This window comes from Solimonas variicoloris DSM 15731, from assembly GCF_000382285.1.
GTDB classification, from domain to species: domain Bacteria; phylum Pseudomonadota; class Gammaproteobacteria; order Nevskiales; family Nevskiaceae; genus Solimonas; species Solimonas variicoloris.
In genome coordinates this window covers 137978-162757 of the sequence record NZ_KB907927.1, presented here as the reverse complement: position 1 = coordinate 162757, position 24780 = coordinate 137978, and the positions used below count along the sequence as shown (strand labels likewise).

General features: G+C 68.7%; 17 protein-coding genes. 12 read left to right on the top strand and 5 right to left on the bottom strand.

The features are described 5' to 3' along the window. The 5 genes from mnmA (at position 1) to H149_RS0105395 (ending at position 6006) form a co-directional block, all read left to right on the top strand. A complete protein-coding gene (mnmA, locus tag H149_RS0105415) occupies positions 1-1101 on the top strand; it encodes a tRNA 2-thiouridine(34) synthase MnmA (RefSeq protein ID WP_020648725.1) in 1101 nt (366 codons plus the stop codon). Between the two features lie 195 nt (positions 1102-1296). Further along, entirely contained in the window at positions 1297-2766 is a 1470-nt protein-coding gene (xylE, locus tag H149_RS0105410; protein WP_039748096.1) for a D-xylose transporter XylE, read from the top strand. Continuing rightward, positions 2756-5317: a glycoside hydrolase family 3 protein gene (locus H149_RS0105405; protein WP_020648723.1), complete on the top strand. Its 2562-nt coding sequence runs from the start codon at positions 2756-2758 to the stop codon at positions 5315-5317. The genes xylE and H149_RS0105405 overlap by 11 nt, the downstream gene beginning before the upstream one ends. Before the next feature lie 83 nt (positions 5318-5400). After that, positions 5401-5778, top strand: a complete 378-nt coding sequence (locus H149_RS0105400; RefSeq protein ID WP_020648722.1) for a carboxymuconolactone decarboxylase family protein — start codon at positions 5401-5403, stop codon at positions 5776-5778. 24 nt (positions 5779-5802) lie between these two features. Continuing rightward, on the top strand, positions 5803-6006 hold the full coding sequence (locus H149_RS0105395) for a YgaP family membrane protein (protein ID WP_020648721.1): 204 nt from the start codon (positions 5803-5805) through the stop codon (positions 6004-6006). 7 nt (positions 6007-6013) lie between these two features. Here H149_RS0105395 and H149_RS19790 read toward each other — a convergent pair whose 3' ends face one another. Further along, on the bottom strand, positions 6014-7564 hold the full coding sequence (locus H149_RS19790; RefSeq protein WP_020648720.1) for a tryptophan halogenase family protein: 1551 nt from the start codon (positions 7562-7564) through the stop codon (positions 6014-6016). Between the two features lie 241 nt (positions 7565-7805). Here H149_RS19790 and H149_RS19785 point away from each other — a divergent pair, with 241 nt between their 5' ends. Continuing rightward, on the top strand, positions 7806-10238 hold the full coding sequence (locus tag H149_RS19785; RefSeq protein WP_020648719.1) for a TonB-dependent receptor: 2433 nt from the start codon (positions 7806-7808) through the stop codon (positions 10236-10238). Between the two features lie 74 nt (positions 10239-10312). Here H149_RS19785 and H149_RS0105380 read toward each other — a convergent pair whose 3' ends face one another. Then, on the bottom strand, positions 10313-11353 hold the full coding sequence (locus H149_RS0105380; protein ID WP_020648718.1) for a LacI family DNA-binding transcriptional regulator: 1041 nt from the start codon (positions 11351-11353) through the stop codon (positions 10313-10315). Between the two features lie 135 nt (positions 11354-11488). Here H149_RS0105380 and H149_RS21995 point away from each other — a divergent pair, with 135 nt between their 5' ends. The 4 genes from H149_RS21995 (at position 11489) to H149_RS0105360 (ending at position 19487) form a co-directional block, all read left to right on the top strand. Beyond that, entirely contained in the window at positions 11489-12874 is a 1386-nt protein-coding gene (locus tag H149_RS21995; protein ID WP_020648717.1) for an MFS transporter, read from the top strand. A 181-nt stretch (positions 12875-13055) separates the two neighbouring features. Next, on the top strand, positions 13056-15650 hold the full coding sequence (acnB, locus tag H149_RS0105370; RefSeq protein WP_020648716.1) for a bifunctional aconitate hydratase 2/2-methylisocitrate dehydratase: 2595 nt from the start codon (positions 13056-13058) through the stop codon (positions 15648-15650). Positions 15651-15898: 248 nt separating this feature from the next. After that, entirely contained in the window at positions 15899-18565 is a 2667-nt protein-coding gene (gene acnA, locus H149_RS0105365; protein WP_026352881.1) for an aconitate hydratase AcnA, read from the top strand. Positions 18566-18710: 145 nt separating this feature from the next. Beyond that, complete coding sequence (locus H149_RS0105360; RefSeq protein WP_020648714.1) at positions 18711-19487, top strand: HPP family protein; 777 nt, start codon at positions 18711-18713, stop codon at positions 19485-19487. On the opposite strand, the gene H149_RS0105355 is transcribed toward H149_RS0105360, so the two are convergent. The 3 genes from H149_RS0105355 to H149_RS0105345 all read right to left on the bottom strand — a co-directional run bounded on the left by H149_RS0105355 (position 19460) and on the right by H149_RS0105345 (position 22416). Further along, on the bottom strand, positions 19460-20638 hold the full coding sequence (locus tag H149_RS0105355; RefSeq protein WP_020648713.1) for a hypothetical protein: 1179 nt from the start codon (positions 20636-20638) through the stop codon (positions 19460-19462). The two genes, H149_RS0105360 and H149_RS0105355, sit on opposite strands and share 28 nt — an antisense overlap. Then, entirely contained in the window at positions 20635-21555 is a 921-nt protein-coding gene (locus H149_RS0105350) for a CE1 family esterase (protein WP_154654651.1), read from the bottom strand. Before H149_RS0105350 ends, H149_RS0105355 begins: the two co-directional genes overlap by 4 nt. Positions 21556-21657: 102 nt before the next feature. Beyond that, on the bottom strand, positions 21658-22416 hold the full coding sequence (locus H149_RS0105345) for an SDR family oxidoreductase (RefSeq protein WP_245540468.1): 759 nt from the start codon (positions 22414-22416) through the stop codon (positions 21658-21660). 166 nt (positions 22417-22582) lie between these two features. Between H149_RS0105345 and H149_RS0105340 the strand changes: the two genes are divergently transcribed. Both H149_RS0105340 and sthA read left to right on the top strand, forming a co-directional pair. After that, positions 22583-23350, top strand: coding sequence for a ParA family protein (locus H149_RS0105340; RefSeq protein WP_020648710.1), 768 nt, complete (start codon positions 22583-22585; stop codon positions 23348-23350). Between the two features lie 43 nt (positions 23351-23393). Beyond that, positions 23394-24779, top strand: coding sequence for a Si-specific NAD(P)(+) transhydrogenase (gene sthA, locus H149_RS0105335; RefSeq protein WP_020648709.1), 1386 nt, complete (start codon positions 23394-23396; stop codon positions 24777-24779). Position 24780: the final 1 nt, after the last annotated feature.

The following is a 24780-nucleotide window of genomic DNA, read 5'->3' as shown; positions in this document are numbered from 1 at the left end:
GTGAGCGCGCCGCATGTCGTCGTCGGTCTGTCCGGCGGCGTCGATTCCTCCGTCAGCGCCTATCTGCTGAAAGAACAGGGCTACCGCGTATCGGGCCTGTTCATGGTCAACTGGACCGAGGACGAACAGGGCTACTGCAGCGCCGCCGATGATTTCCAGGACGCGCGCGCCGTCTGCGAGGAACTCGGCATCCCGCTGCACCGTGCCGACTTCTCGCGCGAGTATCGCGAGCGCGTGTTCGCCAGGTTTCTCGCCGACTACGCCGCCGGCAAGACACCGAATCCCGACGTGCTCTGCAATCGCGAAGTGAAGTTCGCGCCGTTTCGCGAGCACGCGCTGCGCCTCGGCGCCGATTTCGTCGCGACCGGCCATTACGCGCGCATCGAACACGGCCGCGACGGCCCGCGCCTGCTGCGCGCGGTCGACGACAACAAGGACCAGACCTATTTCCTCGCCGCCGTCGAGCGCGCGCAGTTCGAGCGCGTGCTGTTCCCGATCGGCGCGCTGACCAAGCCGGAAGTGCGCGCGATCGCCACGCGCGCCGGCCTGCCGGTGCACCGCAAGAAGGATTCGACCGGCATCTGCTTCATCGGCGAGCGCGAGTTCCGCGAGTTCCTGTCGGCGTATCTGAAACCCGACCCCGGCGAGATCGTCGACGACCAGGGCCGCGTGATCGGCCGCCACCAGGGCCTGATGTACTACACGCTCGGACAGCGTCGCGGGCTCGGTGTCGGCGGCACGCGCGGCGCGCGCGAGGCGGCGTGGTACGTGGTGGCCAAGGACGCCGCGCGCAACCGGCTGATCGCCGCGCAGGACCCTGCACATCCGCTGCTGATGACGCGCGAACTGCTCGCCGCGCCGTTCCACTGGATTCGCCAGCCGCTGCCGCTGCCGCCCCGGCTGCAGGCGCGCATCCGCCATCGTCAGAAACTGCAGGACTGCAGCGCCGAGTCGCTGCCCGACAACCGCGTGCGCGTGCGCTTCGCCGACGCGCAGCGCGCCGCCGTGCCCGGCCAGTACGTGGTGCTCTACGACGGCGACGAATGCCTCGGCGGCGGCGAGATCGAGTCCGCACAGCCGCTCACGGCGGCGGACCACTAGACCCGAGCGGGCTGATCCGCGCGCCGCGCTCGCGGCGTCCCGGGCGCCGCAAAGGCGCTGCGCCAGCTTCCGAGAGATCACTGCAAGCCGCTGTTTACTTGGACTTGACAGCGTTGTCTTTTGCATCGATCTTAGCTCCGCTTCGCCCCGAAGCGCATACAGCGACCGGCCAAGACCGGTCCGGAGGAGAACCCGATGCCGCCGCGCGTACCCCCTTTGACTCTCAGCCTGACGCTGATCGCGACGCTCGGCGGCCTGCTGTTCGGCTACGACACGGCGGTGATCTCGGGCGCGATCGCCTCGATCGACGCCAACTTCATCGATCCGCGCGGCCTGTCGGAAACGGCGCGTTCGTCCTTGTCGGGCCTGACGGTGGCGAGCGCGCTGTTCGGCTGCGTCTTCGGCGGCGCGATCGCCGGCGCGCTCGCCGACCGCTTCGGTCGGCGCACGACGCTGATCGTCGCGGCGCTGCTGTTCCTGCTCTGTTCGATCGGCTCGGCGCTGCCGGAGCTGGGCCTCGGCCCGATCGGCGGGCTCGGCCCCGACGCGCTGCTGCCGTTCAACATCTACCGCATCATCGGCGGCCTCGGCCTCGGCCTCGGCGTCGGCATCGCCTCGCTGGTCTCGCCGCTCTACATCGCCGAGATCGCGCCGGCCGCCGCGCGCGGCAAGCTGGTGTCGCTGAACCAGATCGCGATCGTGATCGGCATCGTCGGCGTCTACTTCGTGAACTGGGCGATCGCGCGCACCGGCGACGAAGCCTGGCTGCATGCCTGGGGCTGGCGCTGGATGTTCGCTTCCGAGGCGATCCCCAGCCTGCTGTTCGTGCTGCTGCTGCTCAAGGCTCCGGATACGCCGCGCTGGCTGGTCATGCGCCGCCGCGACGCCGACGCGCTGGCGATCCTCGGCCGGCTCGGCGAAGCCCGCCCGCAGCAGACGCTGCGCGAGATCGAGGCCAGCCTGGTGGTATCGCGCGAGCCGCTGTTCGCATTCGGCCGCAAGGTCGTGATCGTCGGCGTGCTGCTGTCGGTGTTCCAGCAGCTGGTCGGCATCAATGCGGTGCTGTATTACGCGCCGCTGATGTTCCAGAACATGGGCGCGAGCACCGACAGCGCCTTGTGGCAGACCGTGATCGTCGGCATCGCCAACGTCGCCTTCACGCTGGTGGCGACCTTCAAGGTCGACCACTGGGGCCGCAAGCCGCTGATGCTGTGGGGTGCGCTGGTGATGGCCGCGGCGATGCTGACGCTCGGCACTCTGTTCGCGAACCAGCATCTGGGACTGGCGGCGCTGGTGGCGATGATCGTCTACATCGCCGGCTTCGCGTTCTCGTGGGGGCCGATCGTCTGGATCCTGCTCGCCGAAATCTTCCCGAACGCGATCAAGGGCAAGGCCATGGCGATCGCCGTCGCCGCGCAATGGATCGCCAATCTGCTGGTGTCGTGGAGCTTCAAGGTGCTCGACGGCAATTCGGTGCTCAACGCCGCCTTCCACCACGGCTTCGCGTACTGGCTGTACGGCACGATGAGCCTCGCCGCGGCGCTGTTCGTCTGGAAGCTCGTGCCCGAAACCAAGGGCCGCACGCTCGAACAGATGCAGGAAATCTGGAGCCGGCCCGCACCGGCGGCAGCGCTGGGCGTGATCGAGGCCGGCCATGCGCGCTGAGCTGCAGCGCGGCGCCCGCGCGGTCCTGTTCGCATCAACGGCGCTCGCGGCCGCGTGCGGCCATCCGCCGTTGCCGCCGGTCGCCGCCGCGGCAGTCGCCGCGCCCGATGACGCCCGTGTCCATCCGGCGCTGTGGCCGGATCATCCCGCCGCGGCGCTCGACCGCGATCCGGCGCTCGAGGCGCGCATCACGGCGCTGATGGCCGGCATGTCGCTCGATGAAAAGATCGGCCAGATGATCCAGGGCGACATTTCGACGATCACGCCCGAGGACCTGCGCGCCTATCCGCTCGGCTCGGTGCTGGCCGGCGGCAATTCGGGCCCCGGCGGCAACGACCGCGCGCCGCCGGCGCAGTGGCTCGCGCTCGCCGACGCGTTCTGGCGCGTGTCCACCGAAGCGCGGCCCGGCCACACGCCGGTGCCGGTGATGTTCGGCATCGACGCCATCCACGGCAACAACAACCTGATCGGCGCCACGCTGTTTCCGCACAACATCGGCCTCGGCGCGACCCGCGATCCGGAGCTGGTGCGGCGCATCGGCGCGGCGACGGCGCGCGAAGTGGCGGCGGTCGGCCTGGACTGGAGCTTCGCGCCGACGCTGGCCGTGGTCCGCGACGATCGCTGGGGCCGCGCCTACGAAAGCTATTCCGAAGATCCGGACCTGGTGCGCGACTACGCGGCGGCGATCGTCGAAGGCCTGCAGGGCCGCTACGGCAGCGCCGGATTCATGGACGCGACGCGCACCATCGCCTCGGCCAAGCACTACCTCGGCGACGGCGGCACCGATGGCGGCATCGACCAGGGCGACAACCGCGCCGACGAGGCGGAGCTGATCCGCATCGACAACGCCGGCTATCCGCCGGCGCTCGCCGCCGGCAGCCTGACGGTGATGGCCTCGTTCAGCAGCTGGCGCGGCGAAAAGCTCGCCGGCAGCCGCGATCTGCTGACGACGATCCTCAAGCAGCGCATGGGCTTCGCCGGCATCGTCGTCAGCGACTGGAACGCGCATAGCCAGATCCCCGGTTGCACGAAGGAGAGCTGCGCGGCGGCGTTCAACGCCGGCATCGACATGGCGATGGCGGCCGACGGCTGGCGCGGCCTGTACACGAACACGCTGGAGCAGGCGCGACACGGCGAGATTCCGGCGGCGCGCATCGACGACGCCGTGCGCCGCATCCTGCGCGTCAAGCTGCTCGCCGGATTGTTCGACAAGGGCGCACCGTCGCGGCGGCCGCTCGCCGGGCACGACGACGAACTCGGCAGTCCGGCGCACCGCGCGCTGGCCCGCGAAGCGGCGCGCGAATCGCTGGTGCTGCTGAAGAACAACGAGCGGCTGTTGCCGCTGCGGCCGCAGCAGCGCGTGCTGGTCGCCGGCGACGCCGCCGACGACGTGGCGCGCCAGGCCGGCGGCTGGACGCTCTCCTGGCAGGGCACCGGCAACACGCGCGCCGACTTCCCGCAGGCGACGACGATCCTCGACGGCATCCGCGCTGCGGTGCATGAAGCCGGCGGCGAGGTCGAATACAGCGCCGACGGCCGCTACGCGACCAAGCCCGACGTCGCCATCGTCGTCTACGGCGAGCTGCCGTACGCCGAGTTCCAGGGCGATCTCGACACGCTCGAATACCAGGCTGGAGACAAGCGCGACCTCGCGCTGCTGCGGCGCCTGCGCGACGCCGGCATCCCGGTCGTCTCGGTCTTCCTGTCCGGCCGCCCGCTGTGGGTCAATCCGGAGATCAACGCCTCGCAGGCCTTCGTCGCCGCCTGGCTGCCCGGCTCGGAAGGCGCGGCGATCGCCGATCTGCTGTTCCGCGACCGCCAGGGACGCATCGCCCATGACTTCCGCGGCCGGCTGCCGTCGTCGTGGCCGCGCAGCGCCGCGCAGACGGTGCTGAACCGCGGCGATCCCGGCTACGACCCGCTGTTCTCGTTCGGCTACGGCCTGCGCGATGCCGACACGGCGAGCGTGCCGATGCTGAGCGAAGCTTCTGGCGTACCCGCCTCGGCGCTCGTCAACCGCAGCAACTACTACGCGCGCGGCCGCAGCACGCCGCCCTGGCAGCTGCGCGCGCGCGACGCCGGCGGCGCGGTCGATCTGCAGGCCTCGCAGCAGACGACGCCGCAGGGCCGGCTGCAGGTGCGCTCGACCGACGCCGGTGCGCAGGAGGACGCCAAGTCGCTGCGCTGGCGCGGCGACGGCGAGGCCGCGGTCTACGTCGAAGGCCCGCCGACCGACCTGCGCCGCCAGGCCAACGGCGACATGGTGCTGCGGCTCGAATACCGCGTCGACGCCGCGCCGGATGCGCCGGTGCGCCTGCACCTCGGCTGCGGCGAAAGCTGCGGCGCGACACTCGACGCCACCGCCCTGTTCGCGCAGGCCCCGCCGGGCGTGTGGCGCACCGCGCGCATCAAGCTCGCCTGCTTCGCCGCGGCCGGCGCCGACCTCGCCAAAGTCGAACGTCCGTTCGAGCTGTCGACGGCAGGCCGCTTCGCACTGAGCTTCACCGAACTACAGCTCGACTCGAATCCCGGCGACGGCTTCTGCCCATAAGACGCGAGGCTTGATGCCGATCAATGCTCCGCGCTCGCGCGGCGATGACCCTATCGCACACTGAATCGATCAAGGAGTGCGGCATGGCCGACGGCGCCCGGAAGTACACGGACCTCACGCGTGAGGTTTCGCGCAATCTGGCCAAGCTGCGCGCCGACATTCCCGAACCGCTGGCCGGCTTCAGCGCGCTGGCGCGCACCGCGACCCAGCCGGGCGCGCTCGACACCAAGACCAAGGAGCTGATCGCCTTGGCGCTGGGCGTCGCCGCGCACTGCGACGCCTGCATCGGCTTTCACATGCAGGCCCTGCTGAAGGCCGGCGCGACCCGCCTCGAGATCGAGGAGGCGCTCGGCATGGCCGTCTACATGGGCGGCGGGCCGTCGCTGATGTATGCCGCCAACGCGGTCGCCGCCTACGAGGAAATGGCCCCGGCGCTGCAGCCGGGCACGGCCACCGCCTGAACCACGCTCCGGAGCATCGTTCCCATGATGAGCAATAACGTCGGTTCCACCGATCGCCTCGTCCGCATCGCGCTCGGCGTCGTGCTGCTCGCCTTCTTCGTGTTCGGCGACGGCAAAGCGCACTGGTATGGCCTGCTCGGCCTGATTCCGCTGATCACCGGCACGATCGGCATCTGCCCGCTGTATCGCATCCTCGGCATCAACACCTGCTCGCGAAAATCCGGCTGACGCGGACTCAGGTGCCGCGCGCCAGCTGCGGCGCCACGCCGGTGCATAGCCGCTCGACCAGCGCGCGATGATCCGGCAGATCGCTCAGCGCATGGCGGGCGACCTCGCGGATCATGCGGAATTCGCGCTGCGCTTCGTCGTAGCGCGGATAACTTGAGCGGCGTGCGGCCAGATCGGTGCGGAACTCCATGCCGTAGAGCACGTACTGCCAGCTGGCCGGCAGGTACATCTCCAGATCGGTGACGAAATCGAGGCGATGCGGCGGCCGCGTGCGCCACATCGCCAGTTTCTCGCGCAAGGCGTCCGGCACGCTGCGCGGGTCGGCGTTGTCGATCCAGAACGGCGTATCGCGGCGCTGCGTCAGGCAGTAGTGCAGCTTGATGAAGTCGAAGATGCGGCGGTAGCGCCCGACCATCAGGCGGTTGAAGAGCCGCGCCGTCGCCGCCAGCTCGCCGCCATGCGGGAACAGGTGGCCGATCAGGTAGGCCGCCGTCTCGATCAGGCCGATGCCCGATGATTCCAGCGGCTCGACGAAACCGCCGGCCAGGCCGACCGCGACGCAATTGCGGAACCACGGCGTCTCGCGATAGCCGACGCGCAGCCGGATCGGCTGGACCGGCAGGCCATCGCCGGCGGCGCCGACGTAGCGGCGCAGCACCGCCTCGGCACACGCGTCATCGCAATAGCGGCTCGAATAGACGTAGCCGACCCCGCGGCGCTGCTGCAGACCGATGTCCCAGATCCAGCCGCATTCCTGTGCGCTGGCAATCGTGTACGAAGCGATCGGCGCGTCGGGCCGCGCATACGGCACCTGCATCGCCAGCGCGCGGTCGTTGAACAGCACGCCGTTCATGCCCTGGAAGCGCGTGCCGAGCGCTTCGCCGATCAGCGCCGCGCGAAAGCCGGTGCAGTCGACATAGAGATCGGCGCGCAGCGCGCCGCGCTCGCGCGTATGCACGGCCGCGATATGACCGTCCTCGCCGAGCTCGACACGCTCGACGGTCGCCAGCACGTGCTCGACGCCGGCGCGCCGGGCGTGCGCGGCGAGCACCTGGGCGAAGCAGGCGGCGTCGAAGTGGTAGGCATAGTTCATCGCGCCTTCGTAGTCGCCGTCGGCGATACGCTTCGGACCGCGGCGCGCGTCGGTCAGCGTCTTCTGCAGCGTCACGGCCTCGGCGAACGGCACATCGCCGGCCGCGCCGAGCAACCAGTACGGCAGCAGCTCCAGCGAACCGCGCTGGCTCGGCAGACTGAACGGATGAAAGTAGCTGGGCATGCCTGGGGTGCCCGGCGCACGTACCCAGTCGGCGGAGTGGATGCCCTGCTTGAACGCGCCGTGACTGCCGCGCAGGAAGTCGGCCTCGGACAGGCCGATGCTCGCCAGCGTGCCGCGAATCGACGGGAAGGTCCCCTCGCCGACGCCGACGGTCGCGATCTCAGGCGACTCGACCAGGGTGATCGCCACGCCGCCGCGACCGGTCGCCAGCAGCTTCGACAGCAGCGCCGCCGTCAGCCAGCCGGCAGTACCGCCGCCGACGATCAGCAGGTTCTTGAGCATCCGTTTCTCCTCCTGCGCGGTTCGAACCGCTTCTATCCGCCGATGATAGCGCTGTCATTGTGTCTGATGACAGCCGCTGCGCGGCTTCCGGTTCTGCCTGGCAGCGGCACGCAGGCGCCTTCCTTGACCTATTAACAGCGTTGTCTTTTGGCGGCAGCATCGCCGCCAATACAAGAACGGCGGCGCCCATGTGCGCGGACCGTTCAAGACATAAGGCGCCACGCCACGAGAGGAGATACCGATGGGCCGTAGGGATTTCACGTTCCGCAAGAAGACCGGACTGTTCACGACACAGGCCGCCGCGCTGGCCTTTCTCGCCGGAACGCAGGCCGCGCGCGCGCAGGAAGCGGCGGCGCCGGCGGCCGGGGCCGCGCCCGCCGACGACGCGATCGCCGAGGTCATCGTCACCGCCACCAAGCGCACGACCTCGCTGCAGGACACGCCGGTCGCCGTCACCGCGCTCGATGCGCAGGCCCTCGCCGACGCCCACGTACAGACCGTGCAGGACGTGGTCCATCTCGTGCCGAGCTTCCAGGCGACGACGCAGGGCGACCACGGCGTCATCACGATGACGATGCGCGGCATCGGCAACGACAGCGCCAAGACCGAGTACGCCGATCCGGAGGTCGCGATCTTCGTCGACGGCATCTACTCGCCACGCGCCGAGGGCGCGACCTCGCTGCTGTTCGACATGAGCGCAATCGAGGTCCTGCGCGGACCGCAGGGCACGCTGTGGGGCCGCAACTCGACGGTCGGCGCGGTCAATATGCAGACCGCCAAGCCGGTGCTCGGCCAGACCTCGGCCGCGCTCGAAGGCGGCATCGGCGACTATGCCCGCTTCGGCGCGCGCGGCGCGCTGAATCTGCCGCTGGCCGACACGCTGGCGGTGCGCCTGGCCTTCGTGCACGAGCAGCACGACGGCTACGTCGACTACCAGTCGCCGAAGCTGCCGAGCCTCGCCGAGCAGCAGGCCGCCTACGCCGCCAGCGGCGGCACCAAGCCGTTCGAAGCGATCGATCCGAACCTGTTCGTGCAGGGCGGCGACAAGTACAACGCGCAGGATCAGAGCGCGCTGCGCGTCAGCGCGCTCTGGCAGCCGCTCGACAGGCTGAGCTGGACGCTGTCGTACGAATACTTCGTCGACCGCGGCACCCCCAACATGAACCTGATGCAGACGCCACGCGCCGGCCAGGACCGCTGGTCGGCGCTGATCGACACCGCGCCCTACGTCGACCGCGACGTGACGACGCTGCGCAGCCGCGTCGACTACACGATCAGCGACGATCTCGAGTTCGCCTACATCGCCGGCTTCTCGCGCTACTCCGGCCAGTCGACGTTCGATCAGGACGGCGGCGCGCTGGCGCCGACCAGTTTCGCCAGCGGTGCCACCTTCCAGGAGGACCGCACCAACTGGTCGACGTACAAGAACCAGAGCCACGAGCTGCAGCTGCAGTCGCGCGGCCAGCACACCGTCGACTGGATCCTCGGCCTCTACTACGCCGCCGAGGACAACGGCATCCGCTTCGACATCCCGATCTTCAACGGCACCCAGCAGGGCACGGTGTCGTGGCAGGGCTCGTTCATCCAGCCGAAGGAGACGGTCGATTCGAAGGCCGTGTTCGGCCAGGCGACCTGGAACCTGACGGACGCGTTGCACCTGACCGGCGGCCTGCGCTACACCGCCGACGACCGCAAGAACGAAGGCGGCACCAACAACGGCTGGGATCCGGCCAACAATCCGCCGGCGCTCGGCGAGGTGCCGATCGACCCGAGCACCGACCCGCGCGCGCCGGGTTCGGGCTTCACCGCCTACCAGCACAACGACGGCCACTACAGCGGCAACAAGCTGACCTGGCTGGCGCGCGTGTCCTACGACTTCAGCAAGGACTTCCTCGGCTACGCCAGCGTCTCGACCGGCTACAAGTCGGGCGGCCTGCAGGACGGCGGCCGCGAGTACGGGCCGGAAGAGCTGACGAACTACGAGCTCGGTATCAAGAACACCTTCTTCGGCGGCAAGCTGACGTGGAATAACGCCGTCTACTACGAGGACTTCACCGACTTCCAGTTCAGCGCCCCGGTCACCAACCCCGACGGCACCCATTCGCTGGCGACCTCGAACGCCGAAGGCGCCAAGGTCTGGGGCATCGAATCCGAGCTCGCCGCCCGGATCACGCGCGACGATCGCGTGCAGCTGTCGATGGCCTACACGCACACCCAGCTCGGCGAGCTGATCGCCGGCAGCAACGACTACGCGCTGCCCGCCCCCTGCGTCGACCGCCACGGCAACCCGGTCGCCGGCGTCAGCAGCTGCCTCGACGTCACCGACAACGAGCTGCCGCACGCGCCGAGCTTTGCCGCGCAGCTGCTGTACGAGCACAAGTTCCATCTCGGCAACGGCGCGGTGCTGGCGCCGCGCGTCGCAGTCCACTACGAGACGGCGAGCTGGCTCAGCGTTTTCAACCTCGGCGAGGGCGACCGCCAGGATGCCTACACGCGCACCGATCTGGCGCTGCGCTACACGGCGGCGGCGCAGCAGCCCTGGTATGTCGACGTCTACGTGCGCAACCTCGAGGACGACGACGTCAAGACCAGCGCCCAGAACGCCTTCGGCGTCTGGCAGGCGCAGTACCTGCCGCCGCGGACCTTCGGCGCCAACTTCGGCATCGAGTTCTAGCCCGCGGCATCGGGTCCCGGCACGGGATCACCATGGCGGCAACGGCACCCCGGCTGCGTCCGGGGCGCCGTCGTTCAGGCCGGCGGCGCGGTCGAACGGCGCAGACAGATCTCGTAGGCAAGCCGGTGTCGCGGCGGTGTCTCGCCGGCTTCGCCGCCGCGCTTCGGCGCGGCCCGCGTCAGCAGCAGCTCGGCGGCGGTCTCGGCCATCCGCACGATCGGCTGACGGACCGTCGTCAGCGGCGGCCAGACCACGCCGGCGATCGGTGCATCATCGAAGCCGACCACCGACAGCTCGCCCGGCACGCGCAGGCCGGCCTCGTGCGCAACGGCGATCACCGCCGCCGCCATGTCGTCGTTGCCGGCGAACACCGCGCTCGGCCGCTGGTCGCCGCGCAGCAGGCCACGCGCCGCCGCGAGCCCCGAGGCATAAGAGAAATCGCCCTGGCCGATGAACGCGGGCTGCAGTTCGAGGCCGTGCTCGCGCAGGGCCCGGCAGAAGCCGTCGTAGCGCAGGCGCGCCGCGGCATGGCCGGGGTCGCCCTTGATGAAACCGATGCGGCGGTGGCCGAGGCCGATCAGATGCGTGGTCAGCTCGCAGGCGGCCGCCTCGTCGTCGATCTCGACGAACGGCGAGACGTCGTCGTGGCGGTCCGGCGCGATGCGCACGTACGGCACGCCGACCTCGCGCAGCACGCGCAGCACATCGGCATGGTCGGTGATCGGCGGCGTCAGCACGACACCATCGAGGCGCAGCTGGGTGACCAGCGCCGCGGTGCGTTCGGCGACGTCGGGCGCCGCGGCGTCGATCTGTTCGACCAGCAGGTGATAGCCGGCGGCGCGGCAGCGGTCGAGGATGCCGACTTCGACGCGGTGCGCGTAGTCGCCGCCGGCATCGCCGAACAGGTAGCCGACCAGATACGAGCGCTGCCCGGCGAGGCTGCGCGCCGAAAAGTTCGGCCGATAGCCGAGCTGCGTCGTCGCACGCAGCACGCGCTCGCGCACTTCGTCGCGAACGTTCGGCTCCTTGTTGATGACGCGTGAAACGGTCTTGATCGAAACCCCGGCGAGGCGGGCTACATCGTTGATCGTCGGTTTGCGGTCGCCTGGCTTCATCGCCTTCCCTTCGCGCTGTCGCGCCACGTCTGTCCGTTATGGTAGCGCTGCAGAAGTTTCGTGGCCCGGCGGTGCGTGCGAGACTGCGCCATCGTCGCCGACCGTTGCCCGCCGATGACCGTTCCAGGGGGAAGCATGCCGCAGCCGCCGTCCGCCAGCGTTCGTGCGCGTCGCGGCCTGCCGCTGCGCGAGCGGCTCGGCTTCGCAGTCGGCGATTTCGGCCTCAACCTGTACTGGCAGGGCCTGGGCCTGTTCCTGATCTTCTTCTACACCGACGTGCTCGGCATTCCGGTGGCATGGGCCGGCCTGTCGTTCTTCGTCGCATCGCTGTGGGACTGCGTCAGCGACCCCTTGATGGGCGTCGTCGCCGACCGCGTGCGCGGCCGCCTTGGCAACTACCGCAGCTTCCTGCTGTACGGTTCGGTGCCGCTGGCGCTGGCGTTCGCACTGGCCTTTTCCGGCCCGGCACTGCCGCTGCCCTGGCTCCTCGCCTACACGCTCGTCACGCACATCATCGTGCGCACCCTCTATACGGCGGTCGCCATTCCGTACAGCTCGCTGTCGGTCGCGATCACCGAGGACAGCGACGAGCGCACCGCGCTGACCGGCCTGCGCATGCAGCTGGCTTTCCTCGGCGGCGCCGCGGTCGCCTATCTGCTGCCGAGTCTGGCCGCGGCGTTCGGCGCCGGTCACGCCGCGTACACCGCGGCGGCGGCGCTGATCGGCGCCCTGGCGACGGCGAGCTTCGTCGCCTGTTTCGCGGCCGTCCATGAGCGCCCGCGTGCCGCGGTCAGCGCGGCGCACGCCCGCACCTTCGTGCCGGACGCCCTCGCCTTCCTGCGCGTGGTCCGCGCCAGCCCGCCGCTGCTGCGCCTGCTGGCCGGCAAGTTCGTGATCTCGCTGACCCTGACGCTGCATACGCGCACGCTGGTGTACTTCTTCAAGTACGTGCTCGGCGCCGAGGCGCTGATTCCTTACGCGGTGCCGCTGCTGACGGCGGTCAGCGTCGTCAGCGCACCGCTTTGGGTCTGGATCATCCGCCGCACCAGCAAGCGCGCCGGCTGGCTGCTCGGTAGCGTGGCGACCGCGGCGGCGGCGCTGCCGCTGGCCTTGCCGGTCGATTTGCCGCTGCCGCTGTCGATCGCGCTGCTGACCGCGGTGGCGCTCAGCATGACCTCGCATGCCATCTGCTTCTGGGCCATGCTGCCGGACACCGTCGAGTACAACGAGTGGCATTTCGGCCGCCGCGACGAGGCCAAGGTTTTCGGCATCGCCTCGTTCACGCAGAAAATCGCGATCGGCCTGTCGGCGCTGCTGCTGGGCCTGCTGTTCGATGCCAGCGGCTTTGTCGCCAACCAGACACAGCAGGCTGGCGCGCTGCAGGCGATCCGCAGCAGCGTCGCGCTGATTCCGGCGGCCGGCGCGCTGCTGTCGATGGTCGCGCTGTGGGGCTACCGGCTCGACCGCCACGCCCACCGCGACATCGTCCGCGCGCTGTTCGAACGCCGCGCGGCGGGCTGAAACGGCCGCGCCGGCAGCGCATCGGCCGCAGCCGTGCGCTTCAAGCCGCGCTCCGCGAAAGCGTCCGATGCTACAATGGCGGTCGCGGCGCGCAGCGCCCCGTGAGCCCCAGCGTTGCGGATTCCAGGGTGATGGCGCGGCCGCAGATCCCCGTTCTTTCGAAACCGGACCGCCAAACACCATGCTGCAAGCCTATCGCCAACACCTTGCCGAGCGCGCCGCTCTCGGCATTCCGCCGCTGCCGCTGACCGCACAGCAGACCGCCGAAGTGATCGAACTGATCAAGAACCCGCCGGCGGGCGAAGAGGCTTTCCTCGTGGACCTGCTCACGCACCGCGTGCCGCCGGGCGTCGATGACGCCGCCAAGGTCAAGGCATCGTTCCTCGCCGCCGTCGCCCACGGCGACATCAAGGTCGGCCTGATTTCGCGCGCCAAGGCCACCGAACTGCTCGGCACGATGGTCGGCGGCTACAACGTCAAGCCGCTGATCGAGCTGCTGGCCGACGCCGAAGTCGGCGCCGTTGCCGCCGACGCGCTGAAGAAGACGCTGCTGATGTTCGACTTCTTCCACGATGTCGCCGAGCTGGCCAAGGCCGGCAATGCCAACGCCAAGGCCGTGATCCAGTCCTGGGCCGACGCCGAGTGGTTCACCAGCCGCCCGGAAGTCGCCAAGAAGATCACCGTCACCGTGTTCAAGGTGCCGGGCGAGACCAACACCGACGACCTGTCGCCGGCGCCGGATGCGTGGAGCCGCCCGGACATCCCGCTGCACTACCTCGCGATGCTGAAGATGGTCCGCCCGGACGCCGCCTTCAAGCCGGAAGAGGAAGGCAAGCGCGGCCCGATCCAGTTCATCGAGGACCTCAAGAAGAAGGGCAACGTCGTTGCCTACGTCGGCGACGTGGTCGGCACCGGCTCGTCGCGCAAGTCGGCGACCAACAGCGTGATCTGGGCGACCGGCGAAGACATCCCGTTCGTGCCGAACAAGCGCTACGGCGGCGTGACGCTCGGCGGCAAGATCGCGCCGATCTTCTTCAACACCCAGGAAGACTCGGGCTCGCTGCCGATCGAAGTCGACGTTTCCAAGTTTGAAATGGGCGATGTCCTCGACATCTTCCCGTACGAAGGCAAGATCGAAAAGGACGGCGCCGTCGCCGCCAACTTCGAACTCAAGAGCCAGGTGCTGCTCGACGAAGTGCGCGCCGGCGGCCGCATCAACCTCATCATCGGCCGCTCGCTGACCGCCAAGGCGCGCGAATTCCTCGGCCTGCCCGCCTCGACCCTGTTCCGCCTGCCTTCTTCGCCGAAGGACACCGGCAAGGGCTACACGCTGGCGCAGAAGATGGTCGGCCGCGCCTGCGGCCTGCCGGAAGGCCAGGGCATCCGTCCGGGCACCTACTGCGAACCGAAGATGACGACGGTCGGCTCGCAGGACACCACCGGTCCGATGACGCGCGACGAACTCAAGGACCTCGCCTGCCTCGGCTTCTCGGCCGATCTGGTGATGCAGTCCTTCTGCCACACCGCCGCGTATCCGAAGCCGGTCGACGTCAAGACCCATCGCGAACTGCCGGCCTTCATCAGCAACCGCGGCGGCGTGGCGCTGCGCCCGGGCGACGGCGTCATCCACTCCTGGCTGAACCGCCTGCTGCTGCCGGATACCGTCGGCACCGGCGGCGATTCGCACACGCGCTTCCCGATCGGCATTTCGTTCCCGGCCGGCTCGGGCCTCGTCGCCTTCGCCGCCGCGACCGGCGTGATGCCGCTCGACATGCCGGAATCGGTGCTGGTCCGCTTCAAGGGTGAGATGCAGCCGGGCGTGACGCTGCGCGACCTCGTGCACGCGATCCCGCTGTACGCGATCAAGGCGGGTCTGCTGACCGTCGCCAAGGCCGGCAAGAAGAACATCTTCTCGGGCCGCGTGCTCGAGATCGAAGGCCTGCCGAACCTCAAGGTCGAACAGGCCTTTGAGCTGTCCGACGCCTCGGCCGAACGCTCGGCCGCCGGTTGCACGATCAAGCTCAACAAGGAACCGATCATCGAGTACATGAACTCGAACATCGTCCTGATGAAGAACATGATCGCCGACGGCTACAAGGATGCGCGCACGCTGGAACGCCGCATCAAGGCGATGGAAGCCTGGCTCGCCAATCCGCAGCTGCTCGAAGCCGACAAGGATGCCGAGTACGCCGCGGTCATCGAGATCGACCTCAACGAGATCAAGGAACCGATCGTCTGCTGCCCGAACGATCCGGATGACGCCAAGTTCCTCTCCGAAGTGGCCGGCACCAAGATCGACGAGGCCTTCATCGGCTCGTGCATGACGAACATCGGCCACTTCCGCGCCGCCGGCCGTCTACTCGAGGGCAAGAAGGACATCCCGGTGCGCCTGTGGGTGGCCCCGCCGACCAAGATGGATGCCGCCAAGCTCACGCAGGAAGGCGTCTACAACACCTTCGGCACGGCCGGTGCGCGCACCGAAATGCCGGGCTGCTCGCTGTGCATGGGCAACCAGGCGCAGATGAAGGAAGGCGCCACGGCGATCTCGACCTCGACGCGCAACTTCCCCAACCGCCTCGGCAAGAACACCAACGTGTTCCTCGGCTCGGCGGAACTCGCGGCGATCGCCTCGAAGATGGGCAAGCTGCCGACGCGCGAGGAGTACCTCGCCGAGATGGGCATCGTCGACAAGAACGCCGACAAGATCTACCAGTACCTGAACTTCGACAAGATCGAAGAGTACGCGGAGACGGCGAAGTCGGTGGAAGTGGCCTAAAGCCCCGCCCGTCGCGCATCGGCGCCGTCTCCGTGCGGCGTCGATGTGGGGCGCCGGTGCGAAATGCAGTACCCAAGCGGTTGAATGAGCCCGCCGGTGCAGACCGGCGGGCTCATTTTTTTACCGCCGCCGCACGGGCTGCGCAATAATGGCGACGATCAGTGCATCCGAAGCTCGCCACGCGAGACCTTCATGTCCAGCCACCGCTGCCTTTGCGGCATCCCGGCAGCCATACCGAGAAACGCGCCATGACGGACAGTTTCAAGAGTAAAGCCAGCTTGACGGTCGGGTCCAAGACCTACACGTATTTCAATCTCAAGGCGCTGGAGCCGAAATACAAGCTTTCGCGCATCCCCTACTCGCACAAGATCCTGCTCGAAAACCTCCTGCGCTGGGAGGACGGCGTCAACACCACGAAGGACGACATCGAAGCCCTCGCCGGCGCCGATCTCAAGCAACTGCCGAACAAGGACATCAACTTCACGCCGGCGCGCGTGGTGCTGCAGGACTTCACCGGCGTGCCCTGCGTCGTCGATCTCGCGGCGATGCGCGACGCGATGAAGAATCTCGGCGGCGACATGGCCAAGGTCAATCCGCTGTGCCCGGTCGAACTGGTCATCGACCACTCGGTGATGATCGACTACTACGGCAGCCGTGACGCGCTCGAGCTCAACGCCAAGGTCGAATTCCAGCGCAACCAGGAGCGCTACACCTTCCTGCGCTGGGGCCAGGAAGCGCTGAAGAACTTCAAGGCGGTGCCGCCCGATACCGGTATCGTCCACCAGGTCAACATCGAATATCTCGCCCGCGTCGTCTTCGAGAACAGCGACGGCGTGCTTTACCCCGACTCGTGCTTCGGCACCGACTCGCACACGACGATGGTCAACGGCATCGGCGTGCTCGGCTGGGGCGTCGGTGGCATCGAGGCGGAAGCGGCGATGCTCGGCCAGCCTTCGTCGATGCTGATTCCGGAAGTGATCGGCGTGCGCGTCACCGGCAAGCTCGCCGAAGGCGCAACCGCGACCGACCTGGTGCTCACCGTCACCGAGATGCTGCGCAAGCGCGGCGTGGTCGAGAAGTTCGTCGAGTTCTTCGGTCCGGCGATCGCCAATCTGTCGGCGTCGGACCGCAACACGATCGGCAACATGGCGCCGGAATACGGCGCGACCTGCGGCATTTTCCCGATCGACGAGGAAACGCTGAACTATCTGCGCCTGACCGGCCGCAGCGAGGAGCACATCGCCGTCGTCAAGGCCTACGCGCAGGCGCAGGGCATGTGGTGGACGCCGGATGCGCCGGAGGCCGAGTACAGCGACGTGCTGCATCTCGACCTCGGCAGCATCAAGCCGTCGATGGCCGGTCCGAAACGTCCGCAGGACCGCGTGCTGCTGTCCGACGTCAAGGCCAACTTCCGCAAGGCCTTCGAGGGCGAGCAGAAGCTGCGTCCGTCGAAGGGGCCGGCGACCGTCACGCACAAGGGCGAAACCTTCCAGCTCAAGGACGGTGCGGTCGTGATCGCCGCGATCACCTCATGCACCAACACCTCGAACCCGTCGGTACTGATCGGCGCCGGCCTGCTCGCGCGCAAGGCGCGCGCCGCCGGCCTGCGCACGCAGCCCTGGGTGAAAACTTCGCTGGCGCCAGGCTCGCTCGCCGTCACCGAATATCTGAAGAAGGCCGGCCTGCTCGAAGACCTCGAAGCGCTCGGCTTCTACGTCTCGGCCTACGGCTGCACGACCTGCATCGGCAACTCCGGCCCGCTCGACGAACCGATCGGCAAGGCCATCCAGGACAACACGCTGAGCGTCTCGGCGGTGCTGTCGGGCAACCGCAACTTCGAGGGCCGCGTCCATCAGGACGTGCGCATGAACTACCTCGCCTCGCCACCACTGGTCGTCGCGCACGCGCTCGCCGGCACCACCGACATCGACCTGACGAGCGAGCCGATCGGCAAGGGCAAGAACGGCCAGGACGTTTACCTCAAGGACATCTGGCCGTCGAACGCCGAGATTCAGGAGACGGTCGCCAAGGCCGTCACCAGCGAGCTGTTCAAGAAGAGCTATGCGAACGTGCTGAAGGGCGACGAGCGCTGGCAGTCGATCCAGGTGCACAAGTCGGAGACCTATCACTGGGATCCGAAGTCGACGTACATCCAGAACCCGCCGTACTTCGTCGGCATGACCAAAACCGTGCCGGGCATTCCCGTCATTCGCGGCGCGCGCGTGCTCGCCGTGCTCGGCGACTCGATCACGACCGACCACATCTCGCCGGCCGGCGACATCAAGAAGGACGGCCCGGCCGGCAAGTACCTGGAAGCGCACGGCGTCAGGAAGGCCGACTTCAACAGCTTCGGCTCGCGTCGCGGCAATCACGAGATCATGATGCGCGGCACTTTCGCCAACACGCGCATCAAGAACGCGATGACGCCCGGCGTCGAGGGCGGCGTGTCCCGCTACATCGGCAAGGACGGCAAGGCCGGCGAGGTCGAGGCGATCTACGATGTGGCGATGAAATACCAGGCCGACGGCACCCCGCTCGTGGTGCTCGCCGGCAAGGAATACGGCACCGGTTCGTCGCGAGACTGGGCGGCCAAGGGCACGATACTGCTTGGCGTCAAGGCGGTCATTTCCGAGAGCTTCGAGCGCATCCACCGCTCGAACCTCGTCGGCATGGGCGTGCTGCCGCTGAACTTCGTCGACGGTCAGAGCGCGCAAAGCCTCGGCCTCGATGGCACGGAAGTGTTCGACTTTGACGGCCTCGTCAACGGCGCCCGCGAAGTCAGCGTCAGCGCCCGCAAGGCCGACGGTTCGACCGTAAAGTTCAAGGCCAGGGTGCGCATCAACACGCCGAAGGAGTGGGAGTACTACGAGAACGGCGGCGTGCTGCAGTACATGCTTCGCCAGATGGCAGCCTGAGGCGGCGACGGGCTGCGCCGGATGGCGGCGTAGCGCGATCACCGCGGCAAAGGCGCCGCGGTGTCCATGCAGTAAGCGAGAGGGCGCAGCGGCGCCCTCTCTTTTTGACGATGTTTCTTGATCTCACGACTTCAACGGCGAACGCGTGAACAGTCCCCGTTTTTCACTGCCCTGGCTGCTGCACTGGCTCGGCGTCGAGCAAAGCCCGGTCAGCCATGCCGAACGCCTGCTGTCGGCGCTCGGCGGTTTCGTCGCGATTGCCGCGGTACTGGGGCTCGGCCGCGATCTCGACGCCGGCGCGCAGATGCTGATCGTCGCCTCCATGGGCGCCTCAGCCGTGCTGCTGTTCGGCGTGCCGCACGGCGCGCTGTCGCAACCGTGGCCGGTCTTCGGCGGACACCTGGTGTCCGCGCTCGCCGGCGTGAGCTGCCAGCGCTGGCTGCATGATCCGCTACTGGCCTCGGCGGCAGCAGTGGGTCTCGCGCTCGGGGCGATGCACTATCTGCGCTGCCTGCACCCGCCCGGCGGCGCGACCGCGCTGACGGCAGTGATCGGCGGCCCCTCCGTGCACGCGCTCGGCTACGACTACCTGCTGCACCCGGTGCTGCTCAACGTCGTCGTCATGCTGGCCGTCGCCGTCCTGTTCAACGCCCTGTTCCGCTGGCGCCGCTATCCGGTCGCCTGGGTGCGGGCGCGCCCGGCGCCGGCACGCAATTACTTGTCGCTGCAGCCCGTCGATCTCGCGCACGCGCTGAAAGAGATCGATTCGTTCATCGATGTCGATCCGGACGATCTCGAGCGCATCGTCGCGCTCGCCGAGGTGCACGCCTCGGCGCGGCGCGCGCAAACGCGCTGGCCGCGCACCGCCGCCGCGCCGCCAGCGACGAACGAATCTCAGCAGCGCGAGAACAGGCGCGCGTAGATGTCGCGGCCGGCGGCAACGCTGAAGTTCTGCCACGCGAACAGCAGCTGCCCGCCGCCGTCGCTGGCGACGCTCGCCAGCAACGGCGTGTGCAGCGTCGGCGACGCGTCGACGCGAAAGGCGCCGCCAAGCGCGGTGCCGGTGACATTCCAGCATTGCCCGTAGATCGCATCGCCGTGTGCGGCGACCACCAGCTGCGTATCGTTCGTGAAGGCGATTTCGGGAAAGCGCAGCATGCGGCGGTCGACGCGTGCCGGCGCCATCGTCGCGTGACCGGCGGCGTTGTAGGCACGCAGGTAGACGCCGGTGTCGGCGAAGGCCTCGTCGCCGGTCTCCCAGGCGATCGCAAACGCACCGCCGGCACTGGCGGCGATCCGCGGCCGGTCGACCTGGTCGCCGGCGGTACTGACGCGAAAGCCCGGACCGCGCGCCCTGCCGGCGGCATCGTAGCGCCGCGCCCAGATGCTGTTGGCGCCGACGAACCAGGCGACGACGAAGTTGCCAGCCGCGTCGCTGGCGACGCTCGGCACGCGAACCTGGAACAGCGTGCTGTCGTAGACCGCGATCGGGGCGCCGTCGGCCCATCCGTCGCGCGTATAGCGCTGGGCGTTGACGTAGCGCGCCTGCAAGCTGGCGCCGACGATCGCGTCGCGATCGACCCAGACGACGACGAACGCGCCGTTCGGCGCCATCGCCACGTCGAACTGCGCCGAGGTCGCGCGGCCGGTCCTGTCGACGCGGAACTCCGGCCCGAGCGGCACGCCGTCCGCGCCGTAGCGGCGCGCGTACAGCGACAGGCCGACGCTGTGCTGCGCGTTGCTGAGCCAGGCGGCGACGAAACCCCCGTCGGCGTCGACAGCGACGCGCGGCGCATATTGGCGATTGCGCGTGGTGCTGTTGACGCGGAACTCGGCGCCGAGCGGCGTGCCATCGGCCGCGTAGCGGCGTGCGTAGACGTCGCCCGCCGCCCCGCCCGCTTCGCTGCTGTCCCAGGCGATGACGAAGCGGCCGTTGCCGGCGCGCGCCAGCGCCGGCCGCTGCTGGTCGAGCGCCGTCGTGCCGTTGACGCGAAATTCGGCACCGAGCGGCGCCGCCGCCTGCGCCACGGCCGTGCCCAGCCACGCGGCGATGAGGAACAAGGTCCGCTTCATCGCACGCCCTCCGCGGTCGAGAACGGCACCAGGAACGACATGAAGGTCGTCGTCGCGTCGAAGTCCTGCGTGGTCGCGCCAAGCGACGGCGTGAAGTCGACCGCGCCCGGCCAGGTATGGCCGCCGCCCTCGACGGTGTAGAGACGCACCGCCTCGCCGTGCGTGCAGCCGCGGTAGCGATCGACGACCACCGTGGTGCCGTCGTCGACGAGGTCCGGCAGCGCCTCGCGCAGCGGCACCGGCGCACAGCCGTTGGCGCGCGCCCAGAAGGCGGCGCTGTCGGGCGAGGACATCAGCGTCAGGTCGCCGTCGTAGGGGCCGACCGGATCCTCGCGGCCGTTGATGAAGGCCAGCGCCGGCGCCGGCGCGGTCGCGCATTTGTCGGCCAGCGTGCGGATCATCTGTCCGCCGACCAGCGCCGCGGCGGCGATCCGCCCGGGGCGCTCGCAGACGTAGCGCAGCGTCATCATCGCGCCGCCGGAATAGCCGCCCATGTAGAGGCGGTGCGCGTCGAGTCCGTAGTCGGCGACCGCCGCGTCGATGACGCGGTCGAGGAACAGCAGATCGTTCGGCGTCGTCAGCGGCCCGAGCAGCATCTTGTAGTTCCACAGGCCGGTGAAGGCCTCCGGCACGATGACCCAGGCGCCGTAATCGCGCGCCAGGCGGCCGGCGCGCGTGAGATCGGCCATGTCGTCGGCGCTGCCGTTGCGGTACGGCAGCAGGAACAAGGCCGGCGGCGCCGACGCCGGCGCCAGTCGCGGCCGCAGATAGACGATGCTGCGGCTGACGCCCTGATCGATGATCGTGCGGCGGAACACGAGCACGTTCTCGTCCGGCGTCACCGCCGCCCCGGCGAGGCCGGCGCCCAGCGCCAGCAGCACGCCGGCGCATCCGCATAGAGCTGCGATCGAGCGCATGTTCTCCTCCAGGCGCCTTGTGCAAGGAGGATAAGCAGCGCTGCGCCGCTACCCGTCAGGCATTCGCCCGGCCCGCTGTAGGCCGGTCGACCGCCGCGGGGCTCAGGATTGCCGCTTCACCGCGAACGACGAAAACGCTTGGCACTCCGGCATCAGCGAGATCGTGTTGATGTTGACGTGCGCCGGCCGCGTCGCGATCCAGTAGACGGTATCGGCGATGTCCTCGGCCGTCAGCGGCTCGATGCCGGCATAGACCGCCTTGGCCTTTTCGGCATCGCCGTGATAGCGCACCAGCGAGAACTCCGTCTCCGCCATGCCCGGCTCGATGTTGCTGACGCGAACGCCGCGGCCGACGAGGTCGGCGCGCAGGTTCAGCGAAAACTGGCGGACGAAGGCCTTGGTGCCGCCGTAGACGTTGCCGCCCGGATACGGCCATTCGCCGGCGACCGAGCCGAGGTTGATGACGTGGCCGCGGCCGCGCTCGACCATGCCCGGCGTCAGCGCCCGGGTGACATAGAGCAGGCCCTTGATGTTGGTGTCGACCATCTGCTCCCAGTCGGCCATATCGGCCTGGTCGGCCGGCTTCAGGCCGAGCGCGAGACCGGCGTTGTTGACCAGCACATCGACGGCAGCGAACGGCGCCGGCAGGCCGGCGACCGCCGCCTCGACCGCGGCGCGGTCGCGCACATCCAGCGTCAGCGGCAGCAGGCGCTCGCCGCACGCGGCGGCCAGTTCGGCGAGGCGCTCGGAGCGGCGGCCGGCGGCGATCACGCGATGACCCTCGGTGATAAAGCGGCGCGCGATGGCCGCACCGAAACCGGACGAGGCGCCGGTCACGAAGACGTTCAATTCGGATTTCATGATGATGGACGTGGCGGGAGAGATGGCCGGGCGGAGGCGCTGCGGCGGCGGCTGGCGATTCGGCCAGTCCATGGCGCCCGGGCTTGGGCTAGCATTCTGCCACTGTCGCGCCCGGCATGATCGGTGCGAGATCCGGCACGAAATGTCCGCGGGGAACGGAGTCGTCATGAAACGCGTGGTTTTCAACCAGAAAGGCGGGGTCGGCAAGACCACGATCGTCTGCAATCTCGCCGCGATCGCTGCGGCCCACGGTCTGCGCACGCTGGTCATCGATCTCGACACCCAGGGCAACGCCACGCAGTACCTGCTCGGCACGCGCGCCGCGACGGTCGACCGCACGATCGCCGATTTCTTCGAATCGACGCTGTCGTTCTCGCTGGCGCCGGCGCCGTTCGTGACCTACGTCACCAGCACGCCGTTCGAGAACCTCGACGTCGTCGCCGCCGATCCGCGCCTCGACGAGCTCGCCGTCAAGCTAGAAGCCAAGCAGAAGATCTACAAGCTGCGCGACGCGCTGCGCAAGCTCAAGGGTTACGACGCCGTCTTCATCGACACGCCGCCGGCGCTGAACTTCTACGCGCGCTCGGCGCTGATCGCCGCCGACAGCGTGCTGATCCCGTTCGACTGCGACGAATTCGCGCGCCAGGCGCTCTACACCCTGCTCGACAACATCGAGGAGATCCGCGCCGACCACAACGAGGAACTGCGCGTCGAGGGCATCGTCGCCAACCAGTTCTCGGCGCGCTCGAAGCTGCCGACACGGCTGATCGACGAGTTGCGCGCCGAAGGCAAGCCGGTGCTCGAACAAACCCTGTCGTCCTCGGTACGCGTCAAGGAATCGCACGAACAGCACAAGCCGATGATCTACCTCGACCGCGGCCACCGCGTTACGCAGGAGTACGTCGCGCTTTACAATTCGCTGCATCGCGGCTGACGTTCGGGGTGGACCGGCATCCGCGACCAGAACAGGACGCGAGATGCACGCTTACGATGTGGTGGTAATCGGTTCCGGCCCGGCCGGCGAAGGCGCGGCGATGATGGCCGCGAAGAACCATCGGCGGGTCGCCCTGGTCGAGCGCTATCGCGAAGTCGGCGGCGGCTGCACGCACTGGGGCACGATCCCGAGCAAGGCCCTGCGCCAGGCCGTCACCCGATTGACCGCGATCCGCCGCGACCCGCTGCTGCGCGAGATCACCGCCGACCTGCGCGTCAGCTATCCGCAGCTGCTGCGCGCCAAGGACCAGGTCGTCGACGCCCAGGTCGCCAGCCGGCAGCGCTTCTACGAGCGCAACAAGGTGCCGGTGTTCCGCGGCGACGCGCGTTTCGTCGACGCCAATACCCTGTCGGTCGACCGCGAGGGCGCCGCCGTGACGCTGCGCGCCGAGCACTTCGTGATCGCCACCGGCTCGCGGCCCTACCATCCGCCGGAGCTGGACTTCACGCATCCGCGCATCCGCGACAGCGACAGCATCCTCAGCTATCCGGACCACCCGTTCTCGATCACGATCTATGGCGCCGGCGTGATCGGCTGCGAGTACGCCTCGATCTTCGTCAACCTCGGCTCCAAGGTCACGCTGGTCAACACCCAGGACCGCCTGCTGTCCTTCCTCGACGACGAGATCGCCGAGGCGCTCTCGTACCACTTGCGCGAGCAGGGCTGCATGATCCGCCACAACGAGCAGTACGACCACGTCGAGGCGCGCGAGCACGACGTGCTGCTGCACCTGAAATCCGGCCGCAAGATCAAGTCCGACGTGCTGCTCTGGGCCAACGGCCGCACCGGCAATACCGACGGCCTCGGCATCGAGGCGCTCGGCATCCAGATCAACTCGCGCGGCCAGATCGCCGTCGACAGCCATTACCAGACGGCGGTACCGAACATCTATGCGGTCGGCGACGTGATCGGCCCGCCGGCGCTGGCCAGCGCCGGCTACGTGCAGGGCCAGTTCGCGGTCCAGCATCTGATCGGCGGACTCGACGGTCCGCAGCGGCTGGACCTGATCCCGAGCGGCATCTACACGCTGCCGGAGATCTCGTCGGTCGGCCAGACCGAGCGCCAGCTGCGCGAGGCGAAGATTCCGTACGAAGTCGGCTACGCACAGTTCAAGAGCCTGGCCCGCGCGCAGATGACGCACGAGACCAGCGGCATGCTCAAGCTGCTGTTCCATACCGAGACGCTGCAGGTGCTCGGCGTGCACTGCTTCGGCGACCGCGCCTCGGAGATCGTCCACATCGGCCAGACCGTGATGGCGAGCCGCGACCTCAACAACCTGCGCTATTTCATCGACACCACGTTCAACTACCCGACGATGGCCGAGGCCTACCGCGTCGCCGCGCACAACGGCCTGAACCGGCTCGCCTGAT